This is a genomic window from Clostridium gasigenes, from assembly GCF_900104115.1.
GTDB lineage: Bacteria > Bacillota > Clostridia > Clostridiales > Clostridiaceae > Clostridium > Clostridium gasigenes.
In genome coordinates this window covers 114,110-136,115 of the sequence record NZ_FNJM01000003.1, presented here as the reverse complement: position 1 = coordinate 136,115, position 22,006 = coordinate 114,110, and the positions used below count along the sequence as shown (strand labels likewise).

Sequence of the window (22,006 nt, the reverse complement as noted above, 5' to 3'; positions counted from 1 at the left end):
ATAATGGAAAATATATTGGATTACACTTTAGAAGAATTATCAAATTGGATGAAAGATAATGGTGAAAGTGCTTTTAGAGCTAAACAAGTTTTTTCCTGGATATATAAGGGTGTTTGGATTTTTGAAGAAATGAAAAACATCCCTAAATCTATAGGAGAAAAATTAAATAATCACTTTTATATTGGAATTCCAAAAATAATAGAAAAATTTGAATCAGACATAGATGGTACACAAAAATTATTGCTTGGATTTAAAGATGGAAATTTAATTGAAAGCGTAATAATGAGATATAAGCATGGAAATTCTATTTGTATATCAACTCAAGTAGGCTGTAGAATGGGATGTACATTTTGTGCATCTACATTAGAAGGTCGAATTAGAAATCTAACAAGTGGAGAAATTTTAGCTCAAATAATAGTTGCTCAAAATCAATTAGGGGAAAGAATTTCAAATGTAGTATTAATGGGAAGTGGAGAACCTTTAGATAACTATGATAATGTAACTAAGTTCTTAGAACTTGTAAATGCAGATTATGGACTTAATATAGGACAAAGACATATTACTCTTTCGACCTGTGGTATAGTACCTAGAATCTATGAATTAGCAGATAAAGAATCGAGCATAACACTAGCTATTTCGCTTCATGCATATAGTGATGAAATAAGAAAAAACATTATGCCTGTTGCTAATAAATATACTATTAAAGAGGTTCTAGACGCATGTAAATACTATGTAGATAAAACGGGAAGACGTATAACTTATGAATATGCATTAGTTTCTGGAATTAATGACAGTGCTGATGATGCAAAATCATTAAGTAAGCTTCTAAGAGGTATGTTATGTCATGTTAACCTTATTCCTGTAAATGAAATAAAAGAAAATACGCTAAAAAGACCATCTAAGAAAATAATTGAGGACTTTGAATCAATACTTAAGGATGAAGGAATTGAAGTTACAGTTAGAAGAGAAATGGGAAACGATATAAATGCAGCTTGTGGTCAATTAAGAAGGAGCTATATAGAAACCCAAAAATAAAGGGAGAGGGTATTGATGACTGGTATAAAAAGTGATGTTGGTATAGTAAGAGAATTAAATGAAGATTATGCAAAGTATGTTGAAAATGAAAAATTTAAGGCATACGTTGTTGCAGATGGTATGGGTGGTCATAATGCTGGTGAAGTAGCTAGCAAAATGGCAACTGAAAAAATAATAGAATATATAGAAGCGAATTTTACAGAGGAAAATAAAGAAGAAATACTAAAAAGAGCTGTTCTATATGCAAATAAAGAAGTATACTCTTTCTCTCATAAGGAGGAAGAGTATACTGGCATGGGGACAACCTTGACAGCATGTCTTATTACAAATAAATTTATTCAAATCGCAAATGTTGGTGATAGTTCTTGCTTTGGTATTAGAAACAAGAATATTGAGAAAATAACTAAAGATCATTCTTTAGTACAAGAACTTTTAGATTTGGGTACGATAAGTGAAGAAGAAGCAGCTAAACATCCACAAAAAAATGTAATAACTAGAGCTATAGGCACTAAAGATTGGGTGGATATAGATGTGTTTAATATAGAACTTGGGAAATTCCAAACTTTAATGCTATGTTCAGATGGATTATCAAACGAAGTTAATAAACAGGATATTTTATCTATAATTAATGAAGCTGATAATATTAATATTGCTTGTGAAAAGCTAGTTGATGTAGCAAAAAGTAGAGGTGGAAGAGATAACATAACAGTAATGTTATTCGAAGGAGAGGTGTAGTATGAAGGGAATTGTACTTGGCAATAGATATGAGCTATTGGAAAAAATAGGCGAAGGCGGAATGGCTGAAGTATATAAAGCTAGATGTAATAAGTTAAACAGATTTGTTGCAGTTAAAATACTAAGAAAACAATTTGCTAATAATGAAGAAATATCACAAAAATTTAAAAAAGAAGCTACTGCAATAGCTAATTTATCTGATGCGAATATAGTTAATATTTTAGATGTTGGTACTCAAGATGATATAGATTATATAGTTATGGAACTGGTAAATGGAAAAACATTAAAGGATGTTATAACTTTTAATGGTAATCTTGGATATGCTACTGCAATAAAAATAGGACTACAAATAGCAAAGGCGTTAGATTGCGCACATAAAAATAATATTATTCATAGAGATATAAAACCCCAAAATATACTTATTACTGAAAATGGTGATGTTAAAGTAACTGATTTTGGAATAGCAAAATCAACAGATTCATCAACAATTACTAATACAACAAGTATTATAGGGTCTGCACATTATTTATCACCAGAGCAAGCAAAGGGTACGTATATAGATTGTAGAGCTGATATATATTCTTTAGGTATAGTTTTATATGAAATGGTAACTGGAAAGCTTCCATTTGAAGGAGATTCACCTGTTACTGTAGCGCTTAAACATCTACAAGAAGAACCTGTGGCACCTAAAAATATTAATTCAGCTATACCAGATAGTTTGAATAAACTAATTTTAAAAGCTATGGAAAAAGAAGCTGTTAAAAGATATCAAAGTGCAAAAGATATTATTCAAGATCTTCAGAAGATACAACAAAATCCAGATATAATAATAAGTGATAAACCTATACAGGATAATCAGTATACAATAGTTATGTCACCAGTAAGCCTTGATACTAATAAGAAAAATAATATGTCGAAATTAGAAGAGGATTACTATGAAGATGAAGATGAAGCCTACGAAGATGAAGAAGACGAAGAAGATGATGATGATTATGAAGAAAAGAAAGTAAAGAAAAAGAAAAAAGGTAGCAATGTAGCTAAAAAAATTATAATTGCAATTGTAGGTGTATTAATTTTAGTAGGATTAGTAGCAACTGGGCTTAAGATAGCTACTGGAGTCACAAAGGTGAAAGATGTTAAGGTTCCAGAAATTAGCGGGAAGACTGTGGAAGAAGCTAAAGTTATATTAGAAAAGGTTAAGTTAGAAGTTGAAGAAGTTGGGTCAAAGAAAAGTGATAAGCCAGAAGGTGCAATTGTTGAAATTGACCCTAAGGTTGGAACTGTAGTTAAAGAAAAAACTAAAGTGAAAGTAATGGTATCAGCTGGAATTGAAAAACTTAAGATGATAGATCTTAGAGAAGTAGAATTTAATGAGGCTATAAAAAGATTAAAAGATATGGGTATTACAAATGTTAAAAAAACAGAAGAATTTAGTGAGAGTATTCCTTATGGATTAGTAATTAGCCAAGATCCAAAACTTAAAACAGAAGTTACAGAAGATACGGCTGTCAATCTAGTTGTAAGTAGAGGAGCAGAAAAGAAATTGGTTGATATCCCAAATGTAATTGGAAAAAGCGCAAGTGATGCAAAGTCAAAGCTTGAAGGCTTAAAATTATCAGTGGAGATAAAAGAAAAGGATACAGATAGGGAAAATGAAAATGGTATAGTACTTGAACAATCTATATCTGATAAAAAGGTTGAAGCAGGTACTGCTATAACTATTTCTGTAGGTAAATATGTAAAACCTATTGTGTTAATTAATTTAGATGAATTAGGCATTAAGGGTTTAAAAGTATCTGAGGCAAGAGGCAAATTAGAAGCTAAAGGGCTTAAGGTTGTATTTGCCAATGGTGGAGTTGATGAAGCAAATGATATAGTGAGTGGGTATAACCCAGCTAAGGCAGAAGCGGGGGCGACAATAACATTAAGTACAGAAAAACCTAAACAGGAAAAACCTAAACCGGATAATACAAATAAACCGGATAATACAAATAAACCACCTACTCAGTAAATAATAACTAATAGGAATGAAAAGATTAAATTTTCATTAATGTGGGTAAAAATTAAGAGGGCAAATATAATTTGCTCTCTTTCACTTTAGGTATATTTCAAAAAAATGTTTTTTTTATTGCATTTTTTGGTGAAATCTGTTTATTATAAGTAAGGAGAATAAAATATTTGGAGGTATTATGAAAGGAAAAATTATTAAAGGAATTGGCGGGTTTTATTACGTAAAAACTGAAGATGGATTAATAGAATGTAAAGCGCGTGGAATATTTAGACATAAAGATATTGTACCTATGGTAGGCGATAACGTAGAAATAGAGGTTGATAGAGGTAAGGGGGTAATTGAAGAAATTTTTGAAAGATCTTCAGAACTTATAAGACCAACAGTGGCTAATGTAACTATAGCTTTTGTTGTTTTTGCAATTAAAAGCCCTGATATTAATTTTGATCTTTTAAATAGATTTTTAATTCTTTGTGAGCACAATAAAATGGAAGCTATTGTTTGCTTAAACAAGGTGGATTTAGTAACAGAGGAAGAGAAAGAGGAAGTAAAGAAAAAAATTAATGATATTGGTTATGAAGTATTATATATTAATGCTAAAAAAGGGGAAGGTATAGAATTATTAAAGGAAAGATTAGAAGATAATATAACAGTGTTATGTGGGCCTTCAGGGGCTGGTAAATCAACTTTGATAAATACGCTCTTAGCTAAAGAACATATGGAAACTGGAGTTGTTTCTAATAAAATTGGTAGAGGTAAACATACAACAAGGCATAGTGAATTAATTGAAATGGGAGAAGGGTATTTAGTAGATACTCCAGGATTTTCAAATCTAGAAATAACATTTATGGAAGAAGAAGATCTAAGATATTGTTTCCCAGAGTTTAAAGAGTATAATAGTAAGTGTAAATATAGAGGATGCCTTCATAATAAAGAACCACATTGTGCTGTGAAAAATGCAATAGAAGAAGGAAAAATAAATGAATTTAGATATAAATTTTATATAAGAACTTTAGAAGAAATTATAGATAGGAGGAAAAATAAATGGTAAAGATATCACCATCAATTTTATCAGCAGATTTTTCGAAATTAGGAGAAGATATAGAAAAAGTAGATAATGCAGGTGCAGATTTTATTCATATAGATGTAATGGATGGATCTTTTGTTCCTAATATATCATTTGGGATGCCTATTGTTAAAGCAATAAGAAATAAGACAAAAAAGGTATTTGATGTGCATTTAATGATAAATAATCCTTCGAATTATATAGATGAATTTGTAAATGCAGGAGCAGATATAATAACAATACATTATGAAGCTGAAAAGCATATAGACAGAGCTATAGAATATATAAAATCTAAAGGAGTTAAGGCTGGAGTTGCGTTAAATCCTGGAACACCTACAATAGTTTTAAAAAATATTATAAATAAATTAGATATGGTTTTAATAATGTCTGTTAACCCAGGATTTGGAGGACAAAAATTTATTCCTTATGCTTTAGATAAAATTAAGGAAGTTAAGGAAATGAGCAAAGAATCTAATAAGGATTTATTAATACAAGTAGATGGGGGAGTAGATAGAAGCAACATTTCAGAAGTTATAAAGGCTGGAGCAAATGTTATAGTTGCAGGCTCTGCAATATTTGGAGATGGTAAATTAGAGGAAAATATTAAGGCGTTAAGAGAGGCGTAAAAAATGAAGGCGTTAATTGTATCTGGAGGAAGAGCTCCTTCGGAAGAATTATTATTAGAGTACATAGTAGACTCTGAACTTATAATTGGAGCTGACAGAGGCTGTGAGGTGCTTTTAAAGTATGGTGTAGTACCGAACTACATAATAGGAGACTTTGATTCGGCATCTAAAGAGACTATAAAAAAACTAGAAGAAATGAATGTTTGTAAATTTAAGTATAAAAAAGAAAAAGATTATACAGATACAGAATTAGCATTTAAGTTAGCTTTAGACAAGGGTGCAACTGAAATCATAATGATGGGAGTTACAGGATCTAGATATGATCATACATTAGGGAATATAGGGTTATTATTAAAGGCTTTAGAATTAAAGGTTAATGCTAAAATAATTGATGATAATAATAAAATATATTTAATTAATAAAAATACTAAATTTACTGGACACTTTGGAGATATTATATCTTTTCAAGCGTATTTTCAAACTGTGAAATCCTTAAATATTAAAGGTGCCAAATATGAATTAAGTAATTATGATTTAAAAATAGGAGAATCCATAACTACATCTAATGAATTTTTAGAGGAATCAATAGAAATTTCCTTTGAAGAAGGCGTCTTAATGGTTTTACATACAAGGGATTAAAAAAAATAAAAATAATAATCACCAGATCTAATTATACTGCATACAATAAGTATAAAGAGATTTGGTGATTTTTTTATTTTTAATATTACATATTTAAAATAAAATACTAAGAAGATCTAGAAATTATTAGTAGTAAGGAGGGATTGTTAATGAAGATTTTTGCAATTAAATTACCTAGATTTATCTCAAATTTTATAAAGTTTTTTAGAAGAAAAAAATAATACATAGGAAAAAAGAAGAAAAAATAAAAAATGCAATTGATTAAATCAATTGCATTTTTTATTGTAACTTATATTGCTCTTTGAACCTTACCGGATCTAAGGCATCTTGTACATGTATGAACCGTTTTTGGTGTTCCGTTAACTAAAGCTTTTACTCTTTTTATGTTAGGAGCCCAAGTTCTTTTTGATTGACGATGTGAATGACTGTACTGAACACCAGCAACAACGCCTTTATCACAAATCTCGCATCTTCTTGCCACTTGAAAACACCTCCTTATTTATGAATATAATTTCTCTTCAATAGGACAGATTAGAGTTTATCATATAAAGGGTTGAATTTGCAAGCAAAATATTTTTTTTATTGTACATACTATGTTTATAGGTATATTTATTTGTAGGTATGATTAGAGATATTCAAAAAAAATAGTCGGATTATTGTCTATTTTATATTATTATTAATTAAAATAGACTTTTAAATAGGATAATTATGTGAATTTTATGGTCCTTCTAGTAATGGAAAAATATCTACAGAATGTTTGGCTTGTTATTTTTTTCATCTCTTTTAATAAAATACTGAAATAAGCATTATAATATTTACTTGAATATTATCTGTAAGTAATATAAAATATAATATAAGGAAATTTATAAGGAGGATTCTATATGTTAGGATATTCAAATGACCTTGGTACAATACATTATTCAGAAGAGGTACTAGGAAAAATAGTTGGGCTTTCAACCATGGAATGCTATGGTGTAGTAGGAATGGTTTCTAAGAATGCTACAGAAGGTTTATGGGAAATAATGAGAATAGAGAATTTGAGCAAAGGTGTTAAATTAAATTTTAATGAAGACGATAAATTAGTAATAGAATTATTTATTATGGTAGAATACGGAACAAAAATTTCAGTAATAGCTAACAACATAATAAAAAAGGTCCGTTATAGCGTAGAGAACTTTACTGGATTAAAAGTTTCATCTGTTACAGTAAATGTTCAAGCTGTTAGAGTCTAGGAGGTAAAAGGATGAAATATCAAAAAATAAACGGCCATGATTTTTATAATATGGTTGTTAACGGTAGTAATAGATTATTAGAGCAAAGCGATTATGTTAATGCATTAAATGTATTTCCAGTCCCAGATGGAGATACAGGGACTAACATGTCAATGACATTTAAAGCAGCTGTAAAAGAAATAGAAAACTTAAACTCAAAATCAATAGGGGAGACTTCAAAGAAGCTTGCAAAAGGTGCTTTAATGGGTGCTAGAGGAAATTCAGGAGTTATTCTTTCACAAATATTAAGAGGTATAGCAAAGGGTTTAGAAGAAAAAGAAGAAGTTACATCACAAGAATTGGCAATTGCGATTCAAGAAGGTAGTAAGGCAGCATATAAAGCTGTTATGAGACCAACAGAGGGAACTATATTGTCAGTAATTAGAGCAGCTGCAGAAGGTGCGGCAGGTACAAAATCGGATGATGTTGTTGATTTCTTAAATACTGTAGTTTTAGATTCTAAAATTATGCTTGATAAAACACCAGAATTGCTACCAGCACTTAAAAAGGCAAAAGTAGTAGATTCAGGTGGGATGGGATTGTATATAATATTTAAAGGTATGCATGAAGCTTTAAGAGATGGTATAAAAGCAGAACTTAAAGATATAAAACCAGCTGAAGCTGGTGGGGTACGTGCACAAGGAACTGAAGAAATAGACATTACATTTGGTTATTGCACAGAATTTATAGTTCTAGGAGATGCTTCAAAAGCTAAAAATTTCCAAAAAGATATAGAAAAGCTTGGAGATTCTTGCATAGTAGTAGGATATGAAGATGTAATTAAAGTACATATTCACACAAATGATCCTGGAACAGTACTGGCAAAAGCAGTTCAAATTGGCGAATTATCAAAAATTAAAATTGATAATATGAGAGAAGAACATAGAGAACTTTTAAATGCAGGAGCTTACGGTAATTCAGAAGTTGCTAGGGATGAAGAAGAGGCAGAAGAAGAAAAAGAATTTGCATTCATTTCAGTAGCAATGGGTAATGGAATTACTAATATATTCAAAGATTTAGGTGTGGATTATGTAATTGAAGGTGGTCAAACCATGAATCCTTCAACACAAGATATGATAGAATGCATTTCAAAATTAAATGCTAAGCATATATTCATATTACCTAATAACAAAAATATAATTATGGCAGCAACTCAAGCAGCTGAAATTTCAGAAAAAGATGTTAGAGTGATTAAGACTACAACAATACCACAAGGTATTACAGCTATTACAATGTTTAATCATGAAGAAGACGTAGATTCAAATGAAAAGGCATTAAAAGAAGCTATAGAAGTGGTAAAGACAGGTTCTGTTACTTATGCAGTAAGGGATACTGAAATTGATAATATCGAAATAAAAGAAGGCAATATGCTTGGGTTAATTGAGGGCAAAATTAAAAAGGTTGGAGAAGATTATTGCATAGTTGCTGAAGAAATATTAGAGGCTATGGTGGATGAAGATAGCGAACTTATTACAATATTTTATGGCATCGATGTTGAAAAAGATAAATTAGATGATTTAATTAAGCGATTAGAAGATAAATATGGAAATGCTGATGTTCAATGTTATAGTGGAGAACAACCACTTTATTATTTCATAATGTCAGTAGAATAAGTGATTTTCAAAAACAAGCCAATATAAAGATTTGAAAGTTAATTTAAATTTACAAAGCACAAGTAATTACTTTATTTACATAAAGTGTTGCTTGTGCTTTAATATTTATAAAATAAAGTTTTAGAGGTGAAAAGATGCAAGTTTCAATAGAAATATCTTCATTAAAGGGTGTAGGGCCAAAGTTAAATGAAAAACTTAATAAGTGTGGGATATTTACTATATTAGATTTGCTTTTATATTTTCCAAGAAATTATGAATTCATAAGGGCTAATATAGCCTTTGAAGAAATAGATGGAGAAGAAAAACAAATATTATCATGCAGGGTAAAGGGTTTTGATAATGATATTAGAACTAGAACTGGGAAATATATTAGTGGGATAAAGTTTGAATATGATGGACATATAGTTGAGGGAAAGTGGTTTAATCAACGATTTATTAAAAATTCTTATAAAATAGGGCAAAATTATGATTTAGTTGGTAAGTTTAAAAAAATAGGGAATAGATTAGAAATTATTAATCCAATTATAGGTTGTGCTCAGGCAAAGTCCAGTGAAATTATTCCTAGGTATTCACTTAAAGACGATTTATCAGATAAAATATTGATTAAGCTTATAAATCAAGTTATGGCTGATGTAATAATAAATGATAATTTACCTAAAGAGTTAATAGAGAAATATAATTTAATAGGATTAGATGAAGCTATAAGAAGTATTCATTTTCCAAAGGGAAAAGTTGAACTTGAAAATGCTGTAGTAAGACTAAAGTTTCAAGAATTATTTACATACTCTATGAAATTATTATTACTAAAAAACAAGGTTAGAAGTAATGATGGAATAAGGTTTAAACTTGTAGATGAATTAACCGATTTAAAGTTATCGCTACCATTTAATTTAACAAATGCACAAACAAAGGTAGTTAGAGAAATATTAAATGATCAAAGAAGCCCATATCCAATGAATAGGTTAGTTCAAGGAGATGTAGGTAGTGGGAAAACAATAGTTGCATTAATTGCAATGTTTAACGTTATAAAAAATGGTTATCAAGCATCACTAATGGTTCCAACAGAAATATTAGCGAATCAACATTATTTAGAGGCAAAAAAACTCTTTGAACCATTTAACATAGCAATTGAATTATTAACTGGAAGTACAACTGCGAAAGAAAAAAAGAGGATAAAAGAAAGAATATCAAGTGAAGAGGTAATTATTGTAATTGGAACTCATGCTCTTATTCAAGAAGATGTACAATTTAGTAATTTAGGTTTAGTTATTACTGATGAGCAACATAGATTTGGAGTAGAACAAAGAAGTAAATTAATTAATAAAGGTAGAAGACCAGATGTAATTGTTATGTCAGCTACTCCAATTCCGAGAACTCTAGCTCTTTATATATATTCAGATTTAGATGTTTCAATAATAGATGAGTTGCCACCTGGAAGAAAAAAAATTGATACAAAGTTCTTTGTGGATAGAGATAGAAACAAGGCTTATGACTTAGCTTTAGAAGAAGTTGGACTGGGGAGACAGGTTTATATTGTTTGTCCGCTAATTGAAGAAAATGAAAAAATGGATTTAAACTCAGTAGAAAAATTATACGATGAATTAAAAGATGGAATATTTAGAGATACTTCTATAGAGATACTTCATGGGAAAATGAAACCTAAGGAAAAAGCTGAAATAATAACTGCTTTTAAAGAAGATAAGACTAAAGTTTTGATTTCAACTACAGTAATAGAAGTTGGAGTTAATGTTCCAAACGCATCTATAATGATTATTGAAAATGCAGAAAGATTTGGACTTGCACAGCTACATCAACTTAGAGGTCGGGTTGGAAGAGGCGAGTATGCTTCTTATTGTGTATTGCTTGGAAATGCTAGGAGCAATACTACTAAAAAAAGAATGGAAATAATGACAGAATCTACAGATGGATTTTATATTTCAGAGCAAGATTTAAAACTAAGAGGTTCTGGAGAAGTATTTGGACTTAGACAAAGCGGAGATGCAGGTTTATTGCTTGCGGATATATATGAGGATACAGAAATATTAAAGTGCGCAAGAGGGGAAGCTCGGATTCTTCTAGGGTCTAAAGAACCTATGCATATGAAAACATGTAGTGATATAGAGAAGTCAATAGAGAGGTGGAGTCGATATATCTGCTTCAACTAAAAAAATTGTATAAATATAAAGATTATGTTAAAATTAAAATAATAGTACCTATAAGGAGTAACGAAAATGAGAATAATATCTGGAAAAGCAAGGGGACGTAAATTAATACCTCCTGCAACTATGGAAACAAGACCAACATTAGATAGAGTTAAGGAAGCTATGTTTAGTATGATATTAGGATATATTCCTGATGCTGTTGTTATAGATGTTTTTGCAGGAACAGGAAGCCTTGGATTAGAAGCTGCAAGTAGAGGGGCGAAGGAAGTTTATTTAGTAGATAAAAGTCCGATAACATTTCCTTTGTTGAAGGAAAATGTAGAGAACTTAAAGTTTTCAGAGTTTTGTTTTCCTTTAAATATGGATTCTTATGAGGCTCTACGAAGTCTTGCTAAAAAGGGGAAAATATTTGATTTGATATTTATAGACCCACCATATTGTAAAGAAATGATACCTAAGGCTCTAAAAATTGTTAAAGAAAATAACTTGCTTCAAAAAAATGGATTAATAGTAACTAAAATTGATACTATTGAAGAAATATATGAAGGTTATGAAAATATTACTTTAACTCAAAGTAGAAAATATGGAAATACAACAGTATGTTTTTATAAGTATAACTAAAATTGTTTTTGGAGGAAAGTATGAGAATAGCTATTTATCCTGGAAGTTTTGATCCTATAACAAATGGACATTTAGATATAATTAAAAGAGGATCAAAGGCTTTTGATAAGTTAATTGTAGCAGTTTTAATAAATGTGGAAAAAAAAGGACTATTTGATATTGAAGAAAGAGTAAAACTAATAAAAATGGTTACTGAAGATATTCATAATGTAGAAGTAGTCAGTTTTGAAGGGTTACTAGTTGATTTTGCGAAAATGAACAATTCAAATGTGATTTTAAAAGGACTTAGAGCAGTATCTGATTTTGAATATGAGTTCCAAATGGCTTTAATGAATTCAAAATTAGATCCACATATAGAAACTGTTTTTATGATGACTGCAGCTGAATGTTCATATTTAAGCTCATCATCAGTTAAGCAAGTAGCTAAATTTGGAGGATGTATAAAAGGATTAGTACCAGATATAATAATTCCAAATATAGAAAATAGAATTAATAATTAAAAGGGGTTGAGTTTTGTGGATAAACTAGAAGTTAATATAGTGGAACTTTTAGAGTACTTACAGGATATTATTGAAAGCGCACCAAAGGTTCCTATTACAGGTAAATCTATGGTAGATAAAAAAGAATTTAATGAAGTTATAGACCAAATAATAAACTATCTTCCAGATCAATTTAAAAAGGCTCAATGGGTTATGAATGAAAAGGATAGAATCCTAGGAGATGCCCAAAAAGAATATGAAACAGTTAAAAAAGAAACTGTTAAAATGATGAAACATAATGTGGAGAATCATGATATTGTAAAAGAAGCTAAAATACGAGGAGCTGAAATTCTAGCCCTAGCACAACGTGATGCTAAGGCTATAAGAATAGGGTCTAGAGAATATTCAAATGAAATTTTATCGGAATTAGATAAAGAGTTAGAAGATAAAAAGAGTAAGTTAATACAACTAATGCAAAAATCATTTGAAGTAGTTGCAAAAGAAATTGATGAAAATATGTCTAATGCAAGTATAACAATAAAAGAAAATATAGCTGAATTAAGAAATATGTAATTTCTTAAAGTGTTTGAAAAAATTAACAAGTCAAGGTGCGAATAGACTAGCATATTGGCTTGTTATTTTTTTTGAAGATATCTAAACCTATAACAAATAAATTTAAAAGATAAAGTTAATAATAAAAGAATTAAGATCGGTAATATAAATACATAAATATTATTTATATGGCTACCCTTATTAATTATGCTTGAAGTAGCCACACTGGTTAATAACAGTTTGCTTGATACAAAAGTAATAACAAAGCTTATAACCCCTTGGATAAGCTTCCAGAAGGTGTATTTACCCATAGAGATGTTATCTTTACTAATAAACGAACTTACTTGTGCAAGTATAGAAAGTCCTGAGAAAGAACATATAAAACTTATCATACTAAGTTTTAAGTTTATAGAAAGAGTAGAGGTTGCAATAAGTTTACAACCATTAGTAAACTCTATACTACCTAAAAATAAAGAATAGATAGAATCAATAGGGAAATTTAAAAATGTTTCTAAATTATTAAAGGCAATGTTTATATAAGCATTGCCTTTAATTATGCTTATAATTACTGAAAATATAATAACAAATGCAGATACGTTTAAAGTAGTAGAAATCCCACTTTCTATTGATTCTTTTAATATAACACCAAAGTTTTTTTCTGTGTAAGATGGTAGTTGTATAGAAGAGCTAGGAAGGTTATTATTTTTTTTCTTTGTTAAAAAACCTACAAAAATTAGAGAAAGATAATTAGCTATAAGCAATATATATCCATAAATAGGGCTTGAAAGCATAGCGGTACCAATAGATCCAATAAGAAAAATAGGACCAGCATTTGAAGCTATGTTTATTAGTCTTTGATATTCAATTTTTTTTATGTATCCCATGTTATAGAGATCTGATGAATATTTTGCACCTAGTGGATAGCCACATAAAAAGCTAGCAGCTATTGGAAATGAACAGTTTTTAGATAAACCAAGTGGCTTGCAAAACAAAGGTCCGATCACCTTAGAATAAAGTCTTATCCCATCAAAGGAAATCAAAAGGTTACATATAACTGTAAATGGGAATATAGTAGGTAATATAGCTTTTACAACTAAATCGGCTCCATCTATTGCAGCTATAATGCAACTATCCATATTAATAGCGAATAAAACTATAAGAAAAGTAATTAAAAAGCAAATCAAATAGTTCTTTTTTATGTTTAAAAGTTTTAAAAGGGTAATAATTAAAACAATAATAAAAATCCATAAGATAAAAATATAAAACATAGAATTCCTCCTGTCTTAGGAAGTCTTCAAAAAAATAACTAGTTAGATTCTTTTAGCTCCCTTAATATTTATATGCAAATGGTTACTTATTATTAATGTTTTATTATAGGACCTTTTAAATAATCGCTAAAAGGATGAACTTTAGCATTAAGTAAGGAATAACACTTAGTAGCGGCTATATCTAATTCAAGTAGGGGGTTATCTATATTCTTTGGAACCTTTGTAATTAAAGGAATGGTAGAAGTTTTTTTCATTTCTTTTAAAATCTCTCTGCCTTTATTGTTAAAACCAAGGATTCTCGCATAAAGTAAATCTTTATTAAACAAATTTTTAGAGTTATAAATATCAAGTCCAATAAATATTTGTGTAAGAAGTCTAGAAATTTTTGTATAGGTATATCTTTTGCTTTTTATATTTAAAACAAACTCTTCATAAGAGTTACTATTGTATATTTCTTTGATAATTTTATTATCAAGTCCCTCAGAGATTTCTAAAAGGTTGTTAAAATTTATACAATTACTAACTATCCTGTACTTTATGAACTTAAACATTTCTTCTTCAAAAATAAAAGGGTAATCATTTTCCTGTAATTTCTTTAATATTTCATAACTTTTTGGTGGCATATATTTTGCTAATTCATCTGATGAATTAGGATTTTTTAAAGATTCTCTAATGCTAGTAGCAGATGAAAACTCAGAGGCCAGGTTTTTATCGTTATAAGCTGATCCTTTTCTTTTTAGAGTAATAGGCTTGATCTTACTATTAAGTGATAAAATTGCTTTTATGTATTCTATTCCAAGAATATTATTAGAGTTTTGAAGTATCTCTGATAAAGTCTCGTCTCCTAATACTTTTACTAAAGAAAGTTCTCTTGATTTAGCAAATGTTAGGCCTTTGTTTAAATTTACTTTTAACTCATTTTTAAATTCTAGGGGTTCATCAGTTAAAACACTAGCTATTTTAACTAAATCTTCTACATTTCCACATTCACTTCCAAAAAAAATGTTATTAATTATGCCTAAAGAGTCAAGAATAGATAATGAGCCTTTTGCAAAATGTTCTGCTGAAGATAAAGCATAAAATGTTGGAAGTTCAATAACTAGGTCTACTCCATTTTCAATTGCCATATATGTTCTTTCCCATTTATCAATTATTGCAGGTTCACCACGTTGCATGAAATTTCCACTCATTATGCAAACTACGCCATCGCAGCCAGTTACTGCCCTCGCAGATGATAGGTGGTGGAGATGTCCGTTGTGAAAGGGGTTATATTCTGTTATTATTCCGGTAATATTCATAATTACACTCCTTTATGAAAATATAAAAATATTATAACATATTATTAAAAAAGTAAAAGATAGAATGTAAGCCATTACTATTGTAGAAGTTAATTTTGGGTATTTTCAGAAAATTGCTAATATAAAGAATTAAATAGTTGAAGCATTTTAGTGTTGAAAAGCATACTTACTTAGTAGTATATTAGTATATGAAGATATATGTATCTTTATTGAAAGGAGCAATTAATTATGGAGCTTATGAAAAAATTATGGAATGCAGCAAAGGCTGATAAGAAAAGAATCGTTCTTCCAGAAGGTGAAGAAGAAAGAACTTTATCAGCAGCTGAAAAAATTTATAAACTTGAACTCGCTTATCCAATTTTAATTGGAGATGATGAAAAAATTTACAGAAAAGCAAAAGAGATAGGTGTGAATTTAGAGGGGATAGAAATTGTTAACCCAGAAAAGTCAGAAAGACTTGGAGAATATATTAAAGAGTTTTATGAACTAAGAAAAAATAAAGGTATGACAATGGAAAAGGCAGACAAAATTGTTAGAGATCCTTTATATTTTGGAACAATGATGGTTAAACTAGATGATGCAGATGGAATGGTTTCAGGAGCAATTCACACAACTGGTGACTTGTTAAGACCAGGACTTCAAATTATTAAAACAACACCAGGTGTTTCGGTAGTATCAAGTTTCTTCATAATGATGGTACCAGGTTCAAAGTATGGTGAAGAAGGATTATTATTATTCTCAGATTGTGCTGTAAACCCAAATCCGACTTATGAGCAATTAGCACAAATTGCTATAGCTACAGCAGATACAGCTAGAAAATTATGTAAAATAGAGCCAAGAGTTGCCATGTTATCATTTTCAACTATGGGAAGTGCTGACCATGAAACTGTAGATAAGGTTAGACGCGCAACAGAACTTGCTAAAGAATTAAGACCAGATTTATTAATAGATGGAGAAATGCAGTTAGATGCTGCAATAGTTGAAAAGGTTGCTTCTCAAAAAGCACCAAACAGTAAAGTAGCTGGAAGAGCTAATGTTTTAATTTTCCCTGATTTACAAAGTGGAAATATTGGATATAAATTAGTTCAAAGATTTGCAAATGCAGATGCTATAGGACCAATGTGTCAAGGTTTTGCAAAACCAATTAATGATTTGTCAAGAGGATGTAGTGATGACGACATAGTAAATGTTGTAGTATTAACTGCAGTTCAAGCACAAGAGCAAAAATAAACCAATAATTTTTAGGAGGAATTTCACGAATGAAAATATTAGTAATAAACTGTGGTAGTTCATCATTAAAATATCAATTAATAGATATGACAACTGAAGAATCTTTAGCACAAGGATTAGTTGAAAAAATAGGAATCGAAGGTTCAGTTTTAATCCAAAAGGTTGAAGGAAAAGATAAATATATAATTAAACAACCAATGAAAGATCACAAAACTGCAATAAAACTGGTTTTAGAAGCGTTAGTTGATAAGCAAAATGGTGTTATATCTTCAATGGAAGAAATTTCATCAGTTGGTCATAGAATTGTTCATGGTGGAGAAAAATATTGTGAATCAGTTTTAATTAATGATGAAGTTATGGCAGATATAGAAGCTTGCGTAAAGCTTGCACCATTACATAATCCAGCACATATAATTGGAATTAATGCTTGTAGAGAGTTAATGCCAAAAACACCTATGGTTGTTGTTTTTGATACTGCATTCCACCAAACTATGCCAGAAGAAGCATTTATATATGCTCTGCCATATGAATTATATGAAAAACATTCAATAAGAAAATATGGTTTCCATGGAACTTCACACAAATTTGTTTCAGAGCAAGTTGCAGAAGTTATGGGAAAAGATATAAAAGATTTGAAAATAATTACTTGTCATTTAGGAAATGGAGCAAGTTTATGTGCTGTTAAAAATGGTATATCAATTGATACTTCAATGGGATTCACACCTCTTGATGGAGTTGCTATGGGAACTAGATGTGGAAGTATAGATCCAGCTATTGTTACTTATTTAATAAAAGAGTTAAACTATTCAGTTGAAGATGCAAACAATCTTTTAAATAAAGAATCAGGAGTTCTTGGAATTTCAGGAATAAGCTCGGATTTTAGAGATATAGAAGATGCGGCATTTAAACAAAATAATCGTAGAGCTAACTTAGCTTTAGATATATTCCATTATAAGGTTAGAGCTCAAATAGGGGCATATGCAGCTATTATGGGTGGCGTAGATGCAATAGTATTTACAGCTGGTGTTGGAGAAAATGGTCCGGAAACTAGAGAGGCATGCTTAAAAGGATTAGAATTCCTAGGAGTAGAAATAGATACAGAAAGAAATGCAGTAAGAGGAAAAGTTAGAGAAATATCTAAGGAAAACTGTAAAGTTAAGGCATTTGTAATTCCAACTAATGAAGAATTAATGATTGCAAGAGACACAGTAAAATTAATATAAGAGTAATTTTATATAAATTGCTTGACTTTTTTAGTTGCAGTTTATATAATAAATTGTGTTTATTGGGTATATATTGTACGGAAAAATTTTTAATACTAAAATTATAGAAATACATATACTAACAGTAAAAGCATTTAATGTCTTAGGACATAATTCGGAGGGTTACATATGATTATAGAATTTAGAGAATTGATGTCTAAAAAAGAAAGAAAAAGAGAAATCAATGTAACTTATGATTTAAAGCCATTATATTTTGATGGTGAAAAGATTACAGCAGAAGCAGTTGAGGTTGTTGGTGAAGTTAAATCAACAGAAGAAATATTAACTGTTAATGCTTCAGTTAAGACAGAGCTTAAGCTTTGTTGTTCAAGGTGCTTAGGAACCTTTATCTATCCAATAGATATTGATATAGAAGAAAGGTTTACGATGGATAAGGAACTTATCGAAGATGAGCAAATTATTTTTGTAGAAGGTGATTCAATAGATATCACCGAAATAGTTGAAAATAGTATTATTTCAACCTTACCTATTAAGAGGCTGTGTAAAAATGACTGTAATGGACTTTGTCACCAATGTGGTAAAAATCTTAACGAAGATAGTTGTCAATGTACGACAAATGATGTAGACTTAAGATTGGCAAAGCTACAAGAGTTGTTTGCAAATGAGGAGGTGTAATAATGGGAAATCCTGCTAGAAAAACGTATAGAGCAAAGAGAGATTCAAGAAGAGCTCAAACTTATAAGTTAAGCTTACCTGGAATAGTTAAGTGTCAACAATGTAACGAAATGAAGTTATCTCACAGAGTTTGTAAAAACTGTGGATTCTACAAAGGTAAAGAAGTGGTTGCTACATCAGCAGAATAAAGAAAGTCTTAAGACTTTCTTTTCTTTTATATATAAGAATAAGGGGCGAATTTTATGAAGATAGCTATAGATGGTATGGGTGGAGATAATGCACCAAAAGCTGTAGTGGATGGTGTTATTCAAGCTATAATGGAATATAAAGATATTAAAGTATATATAACAGGACCAAAGGAGCTAATTGAAGAAGAATTTAGAAAACAAGAATTTATTAGTAATTGTATAACAATTATAGATGCAAAAGAGGTAATTGAGCCTAATGAACATCCTGTAATGGCTATAAGAAAGAAAAAAGATTCAAGTATATGTAAAGCTTTGAAGTTAGTTAAAGATGGAGAATGTGATGCAGTTATTTCTGGTGGAAGCACAGGAGCATTTCTTGCAGGATGTACTTTGATAGTAGGAAGAATTAAAGGCGTTGAAAGACCAGCTTTAGCACCTATAATGCCAGGTAAAAATGGTAGCTTTATGATAATTGATGCTGGAGCCAATGTAGATTGTAAGCCAAATTATTTAACTCAATTCGCTCATATGGGGAAGATTTACTATCAAGGTGTAATCGGAAACGAAAAACCTTCAGTTGGTCTTGTTAACATAGGAGCAGAAGAAGAGAAAGGTAATGAATTAACTAAAGCCGCATTTAAGCTATTAAAAGAAGAACAAAACCTAAACTTTGTAGGGAATGTAGAACCAAGAGATGTATCGGCTGGTGATGTTAATGTACTAGTTTGTGATGGTTTTACAGGTAATACTTTATTAAAGATGTATGAAGGAGTAGCTTCTACACTTTTAGGTATGATGAAAGATGAGATTTTAACTGGTGGAATAAGAGGTAAACTAGGAGCTTTGCTTTTAAAACCTGTTTTCAAAAGTTTAAAGGTTAAATTTGACTATAAAGAATATGGTGGAGCACCATTCTTAGGCGTGGATGGAATTTGCATAAAAGCTCATGGAAGTTCTGATGCAAAAGCATTTAAAAATGCTATTAGACAAACAAAAGCTTTTTATGATAATGATGTCTTAGCCAAGATAAAAGAAGAACTTCAAAATAATCTATAATTTATATTATAAGAGATATTGACTATAAATATAATATATAATATTATCTTAATGGATGTATTTAGGAGGTGAAAACAATGTTCGAAAAAATTAGAGGAATAATAGCTGATAAGTTAAGCATTAGCGAAGATCAGATTACTATGGAGTCAACATTCTCAGAGGATTTGAATGCAGATTCATTAGATTTAGTTGAACTTATGATGGCTCTTGAAGAAGAATTAGAAACTGAAATTCCAGATGAAGATACAGAAGGATTTTCAACTGTAGGAGATGTAGTTAATTACTTAAAAGCTAGTCTAGAATAATAATAAAATCCCGCTAAGTTAGCGGGATTTTATATTTACTATATTTGGTTTATTCTTGAATTTGTTAGTTATTTTTAAAAATATCCGTAAGCAAATTGAAGAATAAACTCCAAGGAGTGTAATAAAAATGAATAAATTTAATATAAAGGAAATTGAAGAAACTATTGGAGTAAGTTTTAATGAAAATAAGTTACTTAAAACCTCATTAACACATAGCTCTTATGCAAATCAACATAAAGACCAAGAATATAATGAGAGATATGAATTTATAGGAGATGCAATACTACAACTTTGTGTAACAGAATATTTATTCTTAAATTATAAAGAGAAAAGTGAAGGTGAGCTTACTAAAATAAGAAGTTTAATAGTTTGTGAAAACTCATTATATGAAATAGGCTGTAAACTTAAACTAGGATCATTTATTAGAATTAGTAGAGGCGAAGAACTAACAGGCGGAAGAGAAAGAGTATCTATAATAGCAGATGCTGTAGAAGCATTAATAGCTGGAATATATTTAGATAAAGGATTAGAATTTGTTAAAGATTTTATCTTAGGACATTTCCAAATAATAATAAATATGGCGATTAATAATGATATAGTATTAGACTATAAAACTAAATTGCAAGAAGAACTTCAAAAGACTGGAGAAGTTTCTATAGTATATGAGTTAACAAAGTATGAAGGTCCACCACATAGAAGAAAATTCTTTACTACAGTAATAGTTGATAATAAAGAATTCGGAAGTGGAGATGGATATAGTAAAAAAGAAGCAGAACAAAATGCAGCAAAAGAAGCATTGAAAATTCTGGAGGAAGTAAATGAGTAAAAATCATTACATCATCCCAGTTTTTATATCACATCAAGGATGTCCCCATCAATGTGTATTTTGTAATCAAGATAGAATTGCAAAAGTAGTTAATGAGGTAAAGGCAAAAGATGTAGTAAAAACTATAGATGAATATTTAGAAAGTATAAATAACAAAAGTGCAACTATTGAAGTGTCATTTTTTGGAGGCACATTTACAGCGATAAATGTTGATAAACAAAAAGAGCTTTTAAGTGTTGCCAAAGAGTATAAAGATAAAGGCTTAATAAATAAAATTAGATTATCTACAAGACCAGATGCGATAAACAAAGGTATATTAGATTATTTAAAAGAATATAAAGTTGATGTTATTGAACTTGGAGTGCAATCATTAGATGAAGATGTGCTAAGGCTATCTGGACGTGGTCATGGGGTCTTAGAAGTAGTTAATGCATCAAAACTAATTAAAGAATATGGAATAACATTAGTGCATCAAATTATGCCAGGTCTTCCTGGAGATACATTTGAAAAGGATATTAAAACAGTGAAAAAATCAATAGAAATGAAACCGGATTTATGCAGAATATATCCAGCCCTTGTAATTCGTGATACTCCAATGGAAGATATGTATAAGGATGGACGTTTCACGCCGTATTCATTAGAGGATGCAGTTTCTATATCAAAAGAAATGTATAAGTTGTACAAAAAAGAAAATATACAAATAATAAGAATGGGATTACAACCAACTGAAGCTATAACTTGGGGACAAGATATAATAGATGGACCATTTCACCCATCATTTAGAGAACTTGTTGAAAGTAGTTTAATTTGCGAGAATATACAAAATCAAATAGAAAAAAATGATAATATAATATTAGAGGTTAATTCTAAAGATTTAAGTAAACTATATGCAAATAAGAAAGTTTATTTTAATAATCTTAAACAAAATCATAATGGTCAAATAAATGTAACTATAAATGATAAGTTGAAGATTGGGAAAATAAAGTTAATAGTAGTTAAAAAAATAGAAGATATAATAATCTAGGTGCTTGAAAAATAAATTAAATGGTAAAAAATATAAGGTGGGCATAAATAAAGCCTACCTTATTGCTATTTATATATATATATAATAAAATTAAGGCATCTGAAAA

Annotated in this window: 23 protein-coding genes; 20 read left to right on the top strand and 3 right to left on the bottom strand. The window is 29.7% G+C overall.

Annotated elements, in window-relative coordinates; genetic code table 11:
* Window positions 1-3: 3 nt before the first annotated feature.
* The 6 genes from rlmN (at window position 4) to BLS77_RS08010 (ending at window position 6,109) form a co-directional block, all read left to right on the top strand.
* The gene (gene rlmN / locus BLS77_RS08035; protein ID WP_089967927.1) at window positions 4-1,035 is read left to right on the top strand and encodes a dual-specificity RNA methyltransferase RlmN; all 1,032 of its coding nucleotides are present in this window, start codon (window positions 4-6) and stop codon (window positions 1,033-1,035) included.
* 15 nt (window positions 1,036-1,050) lie between these two features.
* The gene (locus BLS77_RS08030) at window positions 1,051-1,770 is read left to right on the top strand and encodes a Stp1/IreP family PP2C-type Ser/Thr phosphatase (protein ID WP_089967925.1); all 720 of its coding nucleotides are present in this window, start codon (window positions 1,051-1,053) and stop codon (window positions 1,768-1,770) included.
* Between the two features lies 1 nt (window position 1,771).
* Window positions 1,772-3,781: a Stk1 family PASTA domain-containing Ser/Thr kinase gene (pknB, locus tag BLS77_RS08025; protein WP_089967923.1), complete on the top strand. Its 2,010-nt coding sequence runs from the start codon at window positions 1,772-1,774 to the stop codon at window positions 3,779-3,781.
* 178 nt (window positions 3,782-3,959) lie between these two features.
* Window positions 3,960-4,829 (top strand): ribosome small subunit-dependent GTPase A, encoded by an 870-nt coding sequence (gene rsgA, locus BLS77_RS08020; protein WP_089967919.1) that lies wholly within the window; start codon window positions 3,960-3,962, stop codon window positions 4,827-4,829.
* Window positions 4,823-5,470 carry a ribulose-phosphate 3-epimerase gene (gene rpe, locus BLS77_RS08015; protein ID WP_089967916.1) on the top strand — a complete coding sequence of 216 codons (648 nt, stop codon included), beginning with the start codon at window positions 4,823-4,825 and terminating at the stop codon, window positions 5,468-5,470. Before rsgA ends, rpe begins: the two co-directional genes overlap by 7 nt.
* Before the next feature lie 3 nt (window positions 5,471-5,473).
* On the top strand, window positions 5,474-6,109 hold the full coding sequence (locus BLS77_RS08010) for a thiamine diphosphokinase (RefSeq protein ID WP_089967915.1): 636 nt from the start codon (window positions 5,474-5,476) through the stop codon (window positions 6,107-6,109).
* 289 nt (window positions 6,110-6,398) lie between these two features.
* Here BLS77_RS08010 and rpmB read toward each other — a convergent pair whose 3' ends face one another.
* Complete coding sequence (rpmB, locus tag BLS77_RS08005; RefSeq protein ID WP_089967912.1) at window positions 6,399-6,590, bottom strand: 50S ribosomal protein L28; 192 nt, start codon at window positions 6,588-6,590, stop codon at window positions 6,399-6,401.
* A 400-nt stretch (window positions 6,591-6,990) separates the two neighbouring features.
* On the opposite strand from rpmB, the gene BLS77_RS08000 reads away from it, so the two are divergent.
* From BLS77_RS08000 to BLS77_RS07975, 6 genes are all read left to right on the top strand, one after another.
* Entirely contained in the window at window positions 6,991-7,341 is a 351-nt protein-coding gene (locus BLS77_RS08000) for an Asp23/Gls24 family envelope stress response protein (protein ID WP_089967911.1), read from the top strand.
* 11 nt (window positions 7,342-7,352) lie between these two features.
* Entirely contained in the window at window positions 7,353-8,993 is a 1,641-nt protein-coding gene (locus BLS77_RS07995; RefSeq protein ID WP_089967908.1) for a DAK2 domain-containing protein, read from the top strand.
* Window positions 8,994-9,127: 134 nt separating this feature from the next.
* Window positions 9,128-11,158 carry an ATP-dependent DNA helicase RecG gene (recG, locus tag BLS77_RS07990; RefSeq protein WP_089967905.1) on the top strand — a complete coding sequence of 677 codons (2,031 nt, stop codon included), beginning with the start codon at window positions 9,128-9,130 and terminating at the stop codon, window positions 11,156-11,158.
* Window positions 11,159-11,224: 66 nt separating this feature from the next.
* Window positions 11,225-11,776, top strand: coding sequence for a 16S rRNA (guanine(966)-N(2))-methyltransferase RsmD (gene rsmD / locus BLS77_RS07985; RefSeq protein ID WP_089967902.1), 552 nt, complete (start codon window positions 11,225-11,227; stop codon window positions 11,774-11,776).
* Window positions 11,777-11,796: 20 nt separating this feature from the next.
* Window positions 11,797-12,276, top strand: coding sequence for a pantetheine-phosphate adenylyltransferase (gene coaD / locus BLS77_RS07980; protein WP_089967899.1), 480 nt, complete (start codon window positions 11,797-11,799; stop codon window positions 12,274-12,276).
* Between the two features lie 15 nt (window positions 12,277-12,291).
* On the top strand, window positions 12,292-12,828 hold the full coding sequence (locus BLS77_RS07975) for an ATPase (RefSeq protein ID WP_089967898.1): 537 nt from the start codon (window positions 12,292-12,294) through the stop codon (window positions 12,826-12,828).
* A 62-nt stretch (window positions 12,829-12,890) separates the two neighbouring features.
* Here BLS77_RS07975 and ylbJ read toward each other — a convergent pair whose 3' ends face one another.
* Both ylbJ and BLS77_RS07965 read right to left on the bottom strand, forming a co-directional pair.
* Window positions 12,891-14,075, bottom strand: a complete 1,185-nt coding sequence (ylbJ, locus tag BLS77_RS07970; RefSeq protein ID WP_089967894.1) for a sporulation integral membrane protein YlbJ — start codon at window positions 14,073-14,075, stop codon at window positions 12,891-12,893.
* Between the two features lie 92 nt (window positions 14,076-14,167).
* The gene (locus BLS77_RS07965) at window positions 14,168-15,373 is read right to left on the bottom strand and encodes a nucleotidyltransferase (protein ID WP_089967891.1); all 1,206 of its coding nucleotides are present in this window, start codon (window positions 15,371-15,373) and stop codon (window positions 14,168-14,170) included.
* A gap of 228 nt (window positions 15,374-15,601) precedes the next feature.
* Between BLS77_RS07965 and pta the strand changes: the two genes are divergently transcribed.
* The 8 genes from pta to BLS77_RS07925 all read left to right on the top strand — a co-directional run bounded on the left by pta (window position 15,602) and on the right by BLS77_RS07925 (window position 21,900).
* The gene (gene pta, locus BLS77_RS07960; RefSeq protein ID WP_089967888.1) at window positions 15,602-16,603 is read left to right on the top strand and encodes a phosphate acetyltransferase; all 1,002 of its coding nucleotides are present in this window, start codon (window positions 15,602-15,604) and stop codon (window positions 16,601-16,603) included.
* Window positions 16,604-16,632: 29 nt separating this feature from the next.
* Complete coding sequence (locus BLS77_RS07955) at window positions 16,633-17,826, top strand: acetate kinase (RefSeq protein WP_089967885.1); 1,194 nt, start codon at window positions 16,633-16,635, stop codon at window positions 17,824-17,826.
* Window positions 17,827-17,994: 168 nt separating this feature from the next.
* Complete coding sequence (locus BLS77_RS07950; RefSeq protein WP_089967882.1) at window positions 17,995-18,501, top strand: YceD family protein; 507 nt, start codon at window positions 17,995-17,997, stop codon at window positions 18,499-18,501.
* A 2-nt stretch (window positions 18,502-18,503) separates the two neighbouring features.
* A complete protein-coding gene (gene rpmF / locus BLS77_RS07945; protein WP_089967879.1) occupies window positions 18,504-18,689 on the top strand; it encodes a 50S ribosomal protein L32 in 186 nt (61 codons plus the stop codon).
* Between the two features lie 54 nt (window positions 18,690-18,743).
* Window positions 18,744-19,745: a phosphate acyltransferase PlsX gene (plsX, locus tag BLS77_RS07940; protein ID WP_089967876.1), complete on the top strand. Its 1,002-nt coding sequence runs from the start codon at window positions 18,744-18,746 to the stop codon at window positions 19,743-19,745.
* A 77-nt stretch (window positions 19,746-19,822) separates the two neighbouring features.
* Entirely contained in the window at window positions 19,823-20,050 is a 228-nt protein-coding gene (acpP, locus tag BLS77_RS07935; protein WP_089967873.1) for an acyl carrier protein, read from the top strand.
* A gap of 127 nt (window positions 20,051-20,177) precedes the next feature.
* A complete protein-coding gene (gene rnc / locus BLS77_RS07930) occupies window positions 20,178-20,876 on the top strand; it encodes a ribonuclease III (protein WP_089967870.1) in 699 nt (232 codons plus the stop codon).
* Complete coding sequence (locus BLS77_RS07925) at window positions 20,869-21,900, top strand: elongator complex protein 3 (protein WP_089967867.1); 1,032 nt, start codon at window positions 20,869-20,871, stop codon at window positions 21,898-21,900. Before rnc ends, BLS77_RS07925 begins: the two co-directional genes overlap by 8 nt.
* Window positions 21,901-22,006: the final 106 nt, after the last annotated feature.

Coding starts and splice junctions, on each gene's coding strand:
- rlmN (WP_089967927.1), top strand. CDS start 4: ATGGAAAATATATTGGATTACACTTTAGAAGAATTATCAAATTGGATG.
- BLS77_RS08030 (WP_089967925.1), top strand. CDS start 1,051: ATGACTGGTATAAAAAGTGATGTTGGTATAGTAAGAGAATTAAATGAA.
- pknB (WP_089967923.1), top strand. CDS start 1,772: ATGAAGGGAATTGTACTTGGCAATAGATATGAGCTATTGGAAAAAATA.
- rsgA (WP_089967919.1), top strand. CDS start 3,960: ATGAAAGGAAAAATTATTAAAGGAATTGGCGGGTTTTATTACGTAAAA.
- rpe (WP_089967916.1), top strand. CDS start 4,823: ATGGTAAAGATATCACCATCAATTTTATCAGCAGATTTTTCGAAATTA.
- BLS77_RS08010 (WP_089967915.1), top strand. CDS start 5,474: ATGAAGGCGTTAATTGTATCTGGAGGAAGAGCTCCTTCGGAAGAATTA.
- BLS77_RS08000 (WP_089967911.1), top strand. CDS start 6,991: ATGTTAGGATATTCAAATGACCTTGGTACAATACATTATTCAGAAGAG.
- BLS77_RS07995 (WP_089967908.1), top strand. CDS start 7,353: ATGAAATATCAAAAAATAAACGGCCATGATTTTTATAATATGGTTGTT.
- recG (WP_089967905.1), top strand. CDS start 9,128: ATGCAAGTTTCAATAGAAATATCTTCATTAAAGGGTGTAGGGCCAAAG.
- rsmD (WP_089967902.1), top strand. CDS start 11,225: ATGAGAATAATATCTGGAAAAGCAAGGGGACGTAAATTAATACCTCCT.
- coaD (WP_089967899.1), top strand. CDS start 11,797: ATGAGAATAGCTATTTATCCTGGAAGTTTTGATCCTATAACAAATGGA.
- ylbJ (WP_089967894.1), bottom strand. CDS start 14,075: ATGTTTTATATTTTTATCTTATGGATTTTTATTATTGTTTTAATTATT.
- BLS77_RS07965 (WP_089967891.1), bottom strand. CDS start 15,373: ATGAATATTACCGGAATAATAACAGAATATAACCCCTTTCACAACGGA.
- pta (WP_089967888.1), top strand. CDS start 15,602: ATGGAGCTTATGAAAAAATTATGGAATGCAGCAAAGGCTGATAAGAAA.
- BLS77_RS07955 (WP_089967885.1), top strand. CDS start 16,633: ATGAAAATATTAGTAATAAACTGTGGTAGTTCATCATTAAAATATCAA.
- BLS77_RS07950 (WP_089967882.1), top strand. CDS start 17,995: ATGATTATAGAATTTAGAGAATTGATGTCTAAAAAAGAAAGAAAAAGA.
- rpmF (WP_089967879.1), top strand. CDS start 18,504: ATGGGAAATCCTGCTAGAAAAACGTATAGAGCAAAGAGAGATTCAAGA.
- plsX (WP_089967876.1), top strand. CDS start 18,744: ATGAAGATAGCTATAGATGGTATGGGTGGAGATAATGCACCAAAAGCT.
- acpP (WP_089967873.1), top strand. CDS start 19,823: ATGTTCGAAAAAATTAGAGGAATAATAGCTGATAAGTTAAGCATTAGC.
- rnc (WP_089967870.1), top strand. CDS start 20,178: ATGAATAAATTTAATATAAAGGAAATTGAAGAAACTATTGGAGTAAGT.
- BLS77_RS07925 (WP_089967867.1), top strand. CDS start 20,869: ATGAGTAAAAATCATTACATCATCCCAGTTTTTATATCACATCAAGGA.